Raw genomic sequence first — 11,455 nt, forward strand, 5'->3', positions numbered from 1 at the left:
CAAAAAGCCGGACTCATTGAGTTCGGCTTTTTGGTTAAGGAGAAAATCTGTTACTGTAAATTTAGCATTCTGAATAATGAAGTGTTTCGCTTTTTGGCATCTAACAGTACTTTCTTGAAAGATAGTATCTCAAAATAGATATTGTAGTCGCGATGGTACCAAATATAGCCGTTGTTATCGGTAGTTGGAGTGTAATTGTTATCAGCACAATACTCACGAATGCTCTTAGTTAGATCACAAATTATGTAGCAGTAGATAGGGACACCTTTAGCGAGGTATAGGTTACGACCTTTGGCATTCACATAATCTCGATCACGTAGTTTTTTTGCATAGCCTAAAGTTTGTTTTACAGGATTTTCGTTATCATCATAGTCATCTCTCATTGGGCGTTTAAACTCTATGATGGTTGCTGTTCTTGGCTCGTCTTTATCATCGCAAAAAGCAATAGGATTGTTAAACAACATAACATCTGGACGCTCCCTTGAATCGATATCCGTAACTGATTCAAAAGATTTGTCAGACGATAGAAGGGCATGATAAGACATTCTTTCGTCAATTAACCAAAGATTTTGTGAGAGGTTGGTTATATCATCACTTGTGCTCGATAGTGGTAAAATCACATCATGTATTGTGTTTTCTAAGTGATACTTTTTCTTTTCTGTATTTTGTAACTCAAGATTAAGTTCAAAAATATCAATAATGCTTTTACGATGGACAATGTACTTAGCTAAATTGGATTTTCCAATATCATTAATTTCGGATGTATATCTTTTGTATGCCTCTTTGTACTCTTCTGATGAGATTGACTTACTTTCTTTTAATGATTTTTTTATTTGAATCGCTTCTGTTTTAAGATCAGTCTCAAAATCACGAGATAATTTATGTAGTTCAATATCGAGTTGCTCTTCGGCTAAGCCTATTTTTATTAGATCGATCCACTCAGGTCTATGCTTTAAAACATGACGATACTCATATCCTTTAGTATCAACAAATTCTTGCACTCGTTCTCTGTGTTGAACTAGCATTGGCTGAAAATATTCATTGAAGACGCCATCACAATCTATGATCAACTCACCTATGATTGCATCAATAGATGGATGTTCATCATCCAATAATTCATCTGCTTTAGCGATCGCAAGATTAGTTCTTTCTTGTGTGACATTTTCATCAAAATAAGGAGAAGATACGAAAATAGAGTACCTAAATCGCTTGCCTTGGTCGTCTTGAAAGTAAGCGGGGATATTCGGTAAAAAGTCAGTAGGCTTATAAGTTGAGACTGTACGTGAGTTAGCACAAAAATTAATTTTATGAATGCGTTGGCGTCCATAATTACGGAAATAGTATGCTTTAAAGTTTTGAGAACCAGACTTGAATTTGGTTTTTTTTACATCAGAGTCAAAGTTTGCATTGAAGTAATCAATTAAATTAATAGATTCATTTGTATTTGACTTCAAGATAAAAGATTCGATTTTATCTTCTAAAAAATACATTAAACAGTGTTCAAGTATTTCATCAGCAATTTCACTAATATCAGTAGGAAGTTTTTTTTGATATGGAGACTTTATGTTGGTTAGAGTGACAACTGTTTGTATCTTATTTCTATCACTTGGGTTTGCTTTAACAGTGTCAATATCGGAATTGTCGATGGAAAAATCGAATTTGATATCATAGAACTCATTATCTTTTTTATAGACGCTATCAACAGAAACTGACTCGAACACTTTCAACCAAGTAAAACGTCCAACACCTTTACACCCTAGTTGCGCCTTATAAGTGGAGTCTGCAGTTCTGAATGACGTAAGGTTTTCATCAGTAAATCCAACGCCCTGATCTATGACACGAAAAGATTCAATTTCTTGATATTTATCTGAATCTGCATCTAGTGTCGTTTGAGTTGTTTGTCTAAGAATTTCGAGCTCTAATCGAGCCTTATTTCCCGAACAAGCTTGAATAGAGTTTACAACAGCCTCGAGCACAGGGATTAATCTCTCTGCGGGTGACAACTTGAGGTTCTTAACCTTACCTTTGACGTCGGTGATCATGTGATGACTTATTGATTATTATTAGTTTTAAAATCATACCGCTATTAGTCTGATTGGCAAAGAAGTGATTCTGAAGTTCGTAACATAAATAAAATTATGCAAGTGATTATTGATAATGTGAACAATTAACCCGTGGTAGAACACGGGGTAATTCAGCTATTAGTGCTAAAAAATGGATAACTCTACAAATCGACGATGAGGAGGGGTTATAAGTGTACATATGTTACGCAGAGCTGAGGAGAGTTCGGGGTTACGATCGCGAAAGTGTCAGTGCTATTTCAATTGCTCTAATCTCACCATCTAGTTTGAGTGTTTTGATAGCAGTATCTTTTTGTGGTTCGGAAAGGGTCATAGCTAGTATCGGGAAGTCATTAGTTAAGCTTTTGTAAGTCTCATACTCATTTTGATATGACAGGTATCTGCTTTGACAGTCGTCTAACCGTTCTTCTAAAAGGCTACAAATCCTGTCATGGGTTTTTGGGTGGTTAGTTAATCTGTTTTTATCCCCTTTTTGTTCATTAGTGACTTTCCACGTTACTTCGAAAAATGCGCGTTCTTTTTTGTAGATGGCTTTTTTTGAAGTAGGAAGGTATGTGCGTCTTAATAGTTTAAGTTTCTCTAATCTAAGTATATTTCTGTACACATATCGTCTTGCATCATCCTTGCTTCGACTTAATGTACTCATTGATAAAAATTGATCTCTAAGCTCGATAACTGAAAAGTTGTCTAGCTGAGTTATGACTAAAATTTTATGAAGAGAAGTATTTAACTTTACAGGTAAGGTAGTCATTTTGGAGCAGCACCGCGATTAAATAACACTTAAATGAGGATTATAGTCCGTGGATATGTATGCAGCAACTGAGGATAGTCTTAGTCTTTAGGTGAAGACAAATGAAAGACTTAGCTGCAGCTTTTGGTAAACAACTAAGGGTAATACGTAAAAATAAACAGATATCACAAGACAGACTTGCACTAATTGCTGATATTGATCGAAGTTATGTTGGTCGTATCGAGAGAGGAGAAGTAAATATTACTCTTGAGAAAGTTTATGAGCTCGCTTTGGCACTTGAGTGTGATGTGTGCGATTTGTTACCCAACATTGATTGAGTTATATCGAGTTAATCTAGACTTTCTTAAGTGAGGGTTTCTAGTTCTGATAAGGTTTGCAGAGCGTATTCAGGACCTTTACTACAGATCCAGTCATCGCTGGTAAAGTCGTGACAGACTTTCGGCCTTTCTGGCTGGCCAAATAGGCTACACAGATTGTGTTCATTCAGTTGGATGCATCGTGTACCAGCCGGTTTGCCTTTAGGCATACCTGGAATAGGGGAGGTAATCGAAGGTGCAATACAGCAAGCACCACAACCCTTCTTTAGGGAATCCGAAATGCAAGGTGACCAGTCAGATACATCGATAGAATAAGTTGTCATTGGTTCACCTGTATATGCTAGAACGTTAGTCCAAATCGGGGAGGCGGAATTCTAGTATATTGCTATCGGCAACGCCAAGCTTTTCTAGTTCAGCTAAGTACTTTTGCATATGAAACAATTGATATTGTAGCTCTAACTTTTCTCCTTCCAGTGCTTTTAATCTGTTGTTAGCTAATTTCAGCTTTTCCCAATACACTTTTTTCAAGTGTCTTTCATGGTTACAAACTTGTCTTAAGTTGTCATTCGATACTGTGCTTTCTTGATTCAATGAGCATTTTGCGTCGTGTATTCGTTGTTTGATTTCTTCATACTTTGGGTGCTTATAATTCAGTGCTCCATTCGCTAAGCCCGCTTTTTTTTCAACAGCATATTGGTTAACTTTTTTTCCACTCGCTATTAGCTGGGTTAAAGCTAATTGTGCCGCCTCAGCCGATTGAGATACCTTACTCATAATCTACCTCATAAAAGTCTAATGCTTGCTTATATGTTTCTAATTCCAAACGCAAAAACTCGATACTTGCGGTTGGTTGGTTGGTTGCTGTCCTTTGCTTGTTTTAATAAAGCTCTATATTTTTCATATCGTTTTAGCCATATGGGGATAGAATTTTTATCTGCTATCATGTTTTCACAATCAGGGTTGCAGTTTGCTGCTTGGGTTATGCTTTTGTATTCGCAATCTAATCCGTTCATACAGTACATGCCATTACCTAACGACATAACTTTCGATTTTTTCCGTTTAGCAAGTGATTTAGCGTGCTCGAATGATTTGTATGTTTTTGATTTAATGGGTTTATTTTTCTGGTTTTCTATATTTCTTCCACCTTTACCAAATAAATTGCTCCCATTTTGGAACTGCATTGCAATAGTTGCAGACCTTTCAAGGTCGGCATTTTCGAGCTCTTTCGCAAAACTATCTGCAAGCTTGGCTATTGTCTTAGAGTTCGATATAAACCCATCTGAATACCACTCAGTAACAGATTTGGCGATATGCTTTAGCTGAACGAGCAATTGGTTTGATGTAACTAGTTCTAACCTTCTAACGTGGACGGCGATACTTCTTCGGTATTGGTGAGATGTGATTGGCCACTTACCACCGATGTAGATTTCTTTCTCTACTTTAAGGCGATCAGATAAGTTAGGGTTTAGGCTCCAAAACTCCTCTATATCCTCTCTTGTTAAGGCTATTTCGTGTTTTGATGTCCAGTCTAGTAAATTTTCCGAGTTTCTTTGAGTCTTCATTAGCCGAAACTGATTGGTCGAATAGAAGTGCCTTGCATCAGTTTTTATGTATAAAGAGTTTAACTCTTGGTTGCTTACTTTGAAGATAACTTGGGCAATTGGCCTAATCTTATCGAAAATAGTTTTGATGAAAGGTGCTCCTGCCCAAATCTGCTCGACTCCACCTTCATCAGCATGCTTGTGCAATGTCGTATTTATTCCAACCCAGTCTTGTTCTTCGATGAGAGAGCCAAATTTCAGTGAAACCATTTCTGATTTTCTGATGCCAGTCATTGCTTGAATTGCCTCTGTTGCTAGTAAGGCTAATTGGTTGAAAAAGTTATAGATATCCTCTATATCAACTAGGTATTTGGGGTATCTTCGGTTGTACGTTTTTAGCTGAATATCAACTAATTCCCCGTCACTCAATGACTTATACGTATAACACTTGTTGTTGTAGTCATCGATGGATTCGTCTGAACGGACTATTACAACCTTTTGGGTAGCGCATCGATTGTCATTCGCTATCTGTTGCAACTCTTCCTGGCAGAATTCGTCGATAAAGTACAACCAGTTATTATTATGTTTTTTAAGGTTGTTTTTTGTCAGATAGTCACTGTATCGGGGGAGTAAATTGCACAAATAACTCCAATTGTCGTTATTGACAGAAAAGTTGTTGAAGTGGTTTATGTATGAGGACCAATATGCGTTGAGTATATTCATTGGCATACAATAGGTTTGATTATTTGTGCGGCCTGGGGAAAGGAAGAGAAAATTTGTTTTGAGGTAGAAGTTATGTTTGCCAAATACCGAATGCTTCATTTCCGCAATTCTAGAGAGTGATTTATAGTAGTTATCGATCGTTCCACTCGATCTCCCCTTGTTAATATCACTCATAAATTGTTGTCTTATAGGGGCTCTATCAAGGCTGAAGAGTGAAGAGATATTCGATTTCATGAGTACTTTTGCCACCAATATCAAGTTCTCTATAATTCTGATTACTGATGATAGTTTTGCCTTTTTGGGGCTAAACCATAAGAGGTATATGCCCACTATCTTTACTTCAACCTTGAGTTTTTCGGTAATGCCATTGAAATTGGCTTTCCTGTAAGTTTCGTCTTCATTTATAAGATGTTGGTTTGTCCAGCTGTCATCAGAAAATTTGATACCTGGAAGTTTCTTCTTTCCAGGGATGACCGTCATGCTAGAAAGTTTGCGATAATCCTTTGTGGTTAAAGCGTCGCTGATCTCGCTTACTGAGGGGAGGCTTTTGTTGAGATTGGATTCAACATGACTGTCAACAAATGAAATATTTTCCTGAGTAGATCTTAAGTTCTCCATATGTCAGCTACTCCATTGTTTTGAAGTTGATTCTTAGCTCTAGCAAGAGTTTTAGGGCTGATGAATCGCAACATTAGGTTTATCTTATCTACCAAATGCATGTATTTATTTTTGGCAGTATTTGAACCGATAAATGTGGATTTATTAAACTCAATCATATGTTGGAAACTCAGTAGGTGGTAAACGGCTTGTTCATCATCTACTACAGCACACTTAGGGCAGTTTACGCAGTTCGCAAAGTCAGCACACACTTTAGGGTTTCTACCAAGGTGATTTTGCTTACGAATGAAACCTTTGGCATTCTCTCCAGTGTTTGGCTTGTCTAAGCAAACAAGCCCATTCAGTTGATAATCATTTGCTTGTTTCTCAATCAAATTAATATCATATTGCTTTGCAATTTCCTGCCTTGATTCAAACTCTTCTTGTTGAATGCATAAATCAGTTAATTGCTTCAAGGCGGTACTTATGGCGCTTCTTGCTTCAAGAATATTCCCATGCGCATAGTATTTTCGGTAAGTACCCCAGTTATGTTGAGCTTTTTCCAGAATGACAAATGGATCGTTTATCTCATTATCGGTCATTTGTTCTACTGTTTTTCTTATGCGACGACTCGAAATACACGGGATTTCAATATCTCTATGTGAAGCCGATATGACAATAGGGTGAGCTGAGAACATTGTGGTATGGGGGGTGAAACGTGTGATTTCGCTTGTTTGTCTTTGAGGTGAGAATAACAGGGCGTTGTGGCTGCTTACGAAACCTGAATCGGACAGATACTTAAGAATCAGTTGTCGTGTTGATATATAGTCCTCAAAAAATTTAATTCCGTTGATATCCGCTTCTAGCCCAGAAACACCGATATTCAGTCTAATGAATTTTTTTGCTCGTCCTTTATAAAGGTAGTTGCTTTCCACGCCATCCACGCTTTTTGTTATGTCGTTAGCATCGAGCTCACAAAGCTGTTTTTCATTGCTCCATGTGTAGAGTACAAACAGTATGTATGCACTCTGCATAAACCACTGCAAAGGGTTTCTTTGCATGTATTCGAAAACGACATCGTGTTTTTTGAACTTAATTTCGAATATTTCTATACAGTCACGAAGCTGAAAGTCTCTTTTGTTTACATTCTGTTTCTCTATATGATTCTTAATCATCTCAGAGCAAGTTTTATAGACTTGGACGATAGGGATTATGATTAATTTGAGCTCGCTATTAGTGTAAGGGGTGTTCGAGCCTCTATATTTTTGCCCTGTGAAACGGTACTTGTAGTAAGCGTTTATCTCACCGGTCATCACGAGATAAAAGTTAGCTTGGTTAAATCTAGAGGTCGCATGCTGTTTGGTTATTTCTCGTGACATCACTTTAGATTGGAGGTAGATACAGTAGTCGCGAAGGCCAGATGAATCTCTCAATCGACGTTTGTGGTTCGTTTGAAAATCAAAAAATGCTTTTAAAGCGAAGAATATTGTTTTCCTACCTGCTGGAGCATACCCTCGGATACATTTTGCAATTAGTACTGCCTCATCATGCAGATTTTGTGAGTAGCTGGCTTTATGTTCTTTGAAAAATTCTTTATTGATACCGTTAGCACTTCTGCCAAGGCTTGAAGGGGTTCCGAAAAAACCTTTAAGTGACACCATATTAAGATCAATAAACTGACGGCCATCACTTATACGGCTTACATTAATAACTAGATCTACATCATAGTCGGCATTGTTCATATTAACGTCCTGCAATAGCGTCAGATACGAATTGATCCATGATCGTAGCTACCTGGTTAGAAACATCATTTCTGCTAATGAACTTTAAGTACATTAATGTTGTTTCTTCCCGTTTATGTCCCATGTAGTAACGAGTAATATCGAGTGCTATTTGGGTATTTTTATTCGTAACCTTAAGTGCCGACTTCATAAGGTTTGTTGCGAATGTAGCCCTGAGATCATGAGGTTTATGATTGAACGTAGAGTTATAAACCCCACGATACTTTTTTTTAAGTCTATACCATGCGCTGTAAAATGCATCTTCAGAGTAATTGAGTAGTGGAGGGTACTTCTTATATTGTCCTTTACTTTTCTTCTGGCGCTTTCTGTATCGGGGAGAAATCGAATAATCTAGTATGTCTTCGACTAGAGTTCTGGTTATGAAAAGCTCACGATAAGATGAGAACTTTGTCTTAACTCCATTATGGGGGCCAATATAAATACCTTTTATAATTTGGCTATCTTCTTCTGTTATATGCTCTTCTTTGATCAGGCCTTTAGGAAAGCTCAACGCCTCTTGCTTTCTGAGTCCACAAAACATCATTAGTTTTATAACTAATTGAAACTCTATAGTTTCAAGCTCGATTAATTGTAGGAACTGGTTTTGAACTTGTTCTGTCAGTGGAGATAATGATTGTTCAGGTGACTTTTGGACTTGAATTGCCAGATCGGAAGATTGTATTTTCCTAAACCCATCAATAATACTGAGCTTGTGATTATAAAAATTACGTTTGTCGATTAGGCCTTCTATGTCTAGCCAGTCATACAATCTTTTGATTACTTGGATGTATGCATTGGCGGTACTCCGACTTAAGTCTTCCTTTCCTTGAACACGATCCAGTAGATAGTATCGAAATCCATGAGTGGGACTGTTGAGTTTAATTTTTGTAGTGAGCAATGCATCTATTTTGTTTAGGAGTAGCCAGTTGAGCCAAGTTCTTAGCGCCTTAGCTGCTGGTAGCGAATCTACTTTGCCTTCCGAGACTTCATTAATGAGAAATAAGTTAGACAAGTAAACGATTTGGTTTTTGCTTCCAATTAGCACTGGCATGGTCACTTCTTTGAAGTGCCCGGCCATACATATTTTGTCGCGAGGGGATTTTAGAGGGGATACAGTTCCAAGTCTGACCGGAACATTTACTAGGATTTCCACCACCATGTTATTGGCACCTTTTCTAAATTATTAGATAAAGGTAGTAGTTCTAAGTTTAATTGAAAAGGGTAGCTCCACAACCTAGGCGACATTCCATCAAATTAAACTCACTAAATAACAGGGTGCGCGATAGTAGCAAAAAATGATGAGAGTGACAGCTGTTGATTGAATCAAAGAATGAACAATTATTATCCTTGAACTTTTTATGGGCTAGCGGTATAACACGCACCCCAGTAAAAGAGTAAGAAGTAATCCTATGACGAATCCATTTTGGCAAGAAAAGACACTAGAACAAATGACCGAGAATGAGTGGGAATCACTGTGTGACGGTTGTGGTAAGTGTTGTCTACATAAGCTAATGGATGAAGATAGCGATGAAGTGTACTACACCAATGTAGCGTGTAGCTGGTTAAACGACAAAACATGTTCATGTAAAGATTACCCGAACCGCTTCACTTCAGGTGAAGAGTGTTTGAAGCTGACTCGTGACAAGATCGATGAATTCCATTGGTTGCCAGATACTTGTGCCTATCGTCTTCTATCTGAATCTAAGCCGATCCCTGAATGGCACCCATTGATCACGGGTTCTAAATCAGAGATGCATGCAGCTGGTGAAAGTGTTCGTAATAAAGTGGTTTACGAAATTGATGTTGTTGATTGGGAAGACCACATCTTGAACCACCCAAATCGTTAATGATTAAAGAAAAACAGTCGCTCAATAGCGGCTGTTTTGCTATTTGGCGTCACCTAAATTTGAAACTTACTTAGTTTAAAGGCTTAAAGGCTTAAAGGTTTAAAACAAAAAACGCCCCGAAGGGCGCTAAAGTTAAACGAGCAAAAAAGATTCAGGCTAGTTTACTTGTTGTTTAATGTACTCACCTAGTTCTGAGTGGTGCATGATTTTCGAAACTGGCAGTATCTTTTCAGCAGGACCCCAAGCAAACACGTTCACTGGTGTGTGAGTGTGTGTACCTGTACCCCAAACGATGTTTTGACCTGTTGCTTGTTCTCGAGCAAGTAGGTTGCCACGGTCGTTATATGGGAAGAATGCATCGAAATCGTTGATAGCAGGCACTTCTTCTGCCGACAAATATTTGTGCTGAGCCAATCGGTATGGGTTCGGCTTACTTGCTAATACATTTTTCGCTTGTTCAGCTGTAATAGGGAACTCACTGCTTTTGTTGACGATCTCAGCGAGCTTTTCAGGTGTTTGCTGCGCTTTATCCAGCTTCTGAAATTCGCTGATCATGCCGTAGTAGCTTTGCTTCTGATTATATAAACCATCGAGAATATCGAATGCACCAAAGTTAAAGTTAGGTGCATAGTCGCGGTCGGCGAAGGCTTCACCAGAACGTTTCTGTGGTTTTGGTAGGTCGTTAGAAGAGTAGCTGAAGCCAAAAGATCCTGTTTCATGGTCTGCAGTTACAATCACGATCGTGTCTTCACGATCTTTTGCCCATTCATACACTGTGTGGATCGCTTCATCAAATTTGAGCAGTTCATGCAGCATAGTGCCTGCATCGTTACTGTGTCCCGCCCAATCTATTTGGCCGCCTTCGACCATTAGGAAAAAGCCATCTTCATCTTTGGATAGGATGTTGAGCGCTTTTTGTGTCATCTCTTTCAGGCTTGGCTGAGTTCGTTCGCCACTCTTTTTCTTGTTGCTGTAAGCGATGCCATCATCCATGCCTGAGTAGGCGAACAGGCCAAGTAGTTTATCGCCCTTAGCGTCGTCTAGCATGTTGCGATTAAACGCCAGTTGGTAGCCGTCTTTCTCTGCTTCAGTCAGCAGGTTACGGTCGTCTTTACGCTTCGATTTGAGATAAACATCACCTTGAGTTAGTTTTTCAAGTTGCTTATAGGTTTCACCTTTATCGTTGGTCGATTTAGGGATCCAATGACGCAGTCCTCCAGAGAGCATCACATCAGCGCCGGTTGCTAGCATATCAGATGCAATTTGATTCTCTAAAGAACGGTGAGGTTGGTGAGCGGCGAAAGAAGCAGGGGTCGCGTGAGTTAAGCGCGTGTCGGAAACTAAGCCGGTCGCTTTGCCTGCTTTTTTCGCTTTCTCAAGTACTGTCTCAACATGGTTACCCTGAGAATCGATACCGATCACCTCTGAACCGCTGTAGATACCCGTTGCAAGCATGGTCGCAGAGCAAGCTGAATCCACTACGATTGCGTCTTCCGGATGCGTTAGGGATGAACCAATAACCCCTTCTTGAGCAAGTTGATAAATGGCCGTTTTGTTCCCTTTATAGATTGAATTTGGCGCTTGGTTTGCGTAGGTTTCCAATAAGCCAACTTGCTGAGGTCCCATACCGTCGCCGATCATCAGAATGACATTTTTGATTTCTGCTGAAAGTACGTTGAATGAGAGTGTAGAGGTTACCACTGCGGTAACAATTGGTTTCATAAAGTGCTTCATTAGTTATCCCTTTTTATATAAGCGGGATGATTAGAACACCGATTTGTGTCAAAGTCGTTTCATATTTATTTCATCAATATGAA

General features: G+C 38.7%; 10 protein-coding genes. 2 read left to right on the plus strand and 8 right to left on the minus strand.

All coding sequences use genetic code 11. The annotated features are described in order from the left end of the window. Positions 1–50 precede the first annotated feature (50 nt). Positions 51–2,042, minus strand: a complete 1,992-nt coding sequence (locus tag QQ041_RS04120) for a hypothetical protein (RefSeq protein WP_285953172.1) — start codon at positions 2,040–2,042, stop codon at positions 51–53. Positions 2,043–2,292: 250 nt separating this feature from the next. Then, entirely contained in the window at positions 2,293–2,832 is a 540-nt protein-coding gene (locus QQ041_RS04125; RefSeq protein WP_285953173.1) for a hypothetical protein, read from the minus strand. A gap of 101 nt (positions 2,833–2,933) precedes the next feature. On the opposite strand from QQ041_RS04125, the gene QQ041_RS04130 reads away from it, so the two are divergent. Next, a complete protein-coding gene (locus QQ041_RS04130) occupies positions 2,934–3,149 on the plus strand; it encodes a helix-turn-helix domain-containing protein (RefSeq protein ID WP_285953174.1) in 216 nt (71 codons plus the stop codon). A gap of 26 nt (positions 3,150–3,175) precedes the next feature. Here QQ041_RS04130 and QQ041_RS04135 read toward each other — a convergent pair whose 3' ends face one another. The 5 genes from QQ041_RS04135 to QQ041_RS04155 are packed head-to-tail and all read right to left on the minus strand — an operon-like array spanning position 3,176 to position 8,950. Then, the gene (locus QQ041_RS04135; RefSeq protein WP_285953175.1) at positions 3,176–3,472 is read right to left on the minus strand and encodes a YkgJ family cysteine cluster protein; all 297 of its coding nucleotides are present in this window, start codon (positions 3,470–3,472) and stop codon (positions 3,176–3,178) included. 25 nt (positions 3,473–3,497) lie between these two features. Next, positions 3,498–3,923 carry a hypothetical protein gene (locus QQ041_RS04140; RefSeq protein ID WP_285953176.1) on the minus strand — a complete coding sequence of 142 codons (426 nt, stop codon included), beginning with the start codon at positions 3,921–3,923 and terminating at the stop codon, positions 3,498–3,500. A gap of 29 nt (positions 3,924–3,952) precedes the next feature. Continuing rightward, complete coding sequence (locus QQ041_RS04145; RefSeq protein ID WP_285953177.1) at positions 3,953–6,031, minus strand: hypothetical protein; 2,079 nt, start codon at positions 6,029–6,031, stop codon at positions 3,953–3,955. Next, complete coding sequence (locus QQ041_RS04150; RefSeq protein WP_210454643.1) at positions 6,019–7,752, minus strand: hypothetical protein; 1,734 nt, start codon at positions 7,750–7,752, stop codon at positions 6,019–6,021. Before QQ041_RS04150 ends, QQ041_RS04145 begins: the two co-directional genes overlap by 13 nt. Before the next feature lies 1 nt (position 7,753). Continuing rightward, positions 7,754–8,950: a site-specific integrase gene (locus QQ041_RS04155; protein ID WP_285953178.1), complete on the minus strand. Its 1,197-nt coding sequence runs from the start codon at positions 8,948–8,950 to the stop codon at positions 7,754–7,756. A gap of 250 nt (positions 8,951–9,200) precedes the next feature. On the opposite strand from QQ041_RS04155, the gene QQ041_RS04160 reads away from it, so the two are divergent. Then, entirely contained in the window at positions 9,201–9,638 is a 438-nt protein-coding gene (locus tag QQ041_RS04160; protein ID WP_285953179.1) for a YcgN family cysteine cluster protein, read from the plus strand. Positions 9,639–9,794: 156 nt separating this feature from the next. Here the strand turns inward: QQ041_RS04160 and QQ041_RS04165 are convergent, their stop codons facing one another. Next, positions 9,795–11,372: an alkaline phosphatase gene (locus QQ041_RS04165; RefSeq protein ID WP_146492278.1), complete on the minus strand. Its 1,578-nt coding sequence runs from the start codon at positions 11,370–11,372 to the stop codon at positions 9,795–9,797. Positions 11,373–11,455: the final 83 nt, after the last annotated feature.

Origin of the sequence: Vibrio sp. TMPB1044 (assembly GCF_030442075.1) — a bacterium.
Lineage (GTDB): Bacteria > Pseudomonadota > Gammaproteobacteria > Enterobacterales > Vibrionaceae > Vibrio > Vibrio satsumensis.

Bases quoted from the DNA above. Each gene is read 5' to 3' on its own strand.
- QQ041_RS04150 (WP_210454643.1), bottom strand. From the start codon at position 7,752: ATGAACAATGCCGACTATGATGTAGATCTAGTTATTAATGTAAGCCGT.
- QQ041_RS04130 (WP_285953174.1), top strand. From the start codon at position 2,934: ATGAAAGACTTAGCTGCAGCTTTTGGTAAACAACTAAGGGTAATACGT.
- QQ041_RS04165 (WP_146492278.1), bottom strand. From the start codon at position 11,372: ATGAAGCACTTTATGAAACCAATTGTTACCGCAGTGGTAACCTCTACA.
- QQ041_RS04135 (WP_285953175.1), bottom strand. From the start codon at position 3,472: ATGACAACTTATTCTATCGATGTATCTGACTGGTCACCTTGCATTTCG.
- QQ041_RS04145 (WP_285953177.1), bottom strand. From the start codon at position 6,031: ATGGAGAACTTAAGATCTACTCAGGAAAATATTTCATTTGTTGACAGT.
- QQ041_RS04140 (WP_285953176.1), bottom strand. From the start codon at position 3,923: ATGAGTAAGGTATCTCAATCGGCTGAGGCGGCACAATTAGCTTTAACC.
- QQ041_RS04160 (WP_285953179.1), top strand. From the start codon at position 9,201: ATGACGAATCCATTTTGGCAAGAAAAGACACTAGAACAAATGACCGAG.
- QQ041_RS04125 (WP_285953173.1), bottom strand. From the start codon at position 2,832: ATGACTACCTTACCTGTAAAGTTAAATACTTCTCTTCATAAAATTTTA.
- QQ041_RS04155 (WP_285953178.1), bottom strand. From the start codon at position 8,950: ATGGTGGTGGAAATCCTAGTAAATGTTCCGGTCAGACTTGGAACTGTA.
- QQ041_RS04120 (WP_285953172.1), bottom strand. From the start codon at position 2,042: ATGATCACCGACGTCAAAGGTAAGGTTAAGAACCTCAAGTTGTCACCC.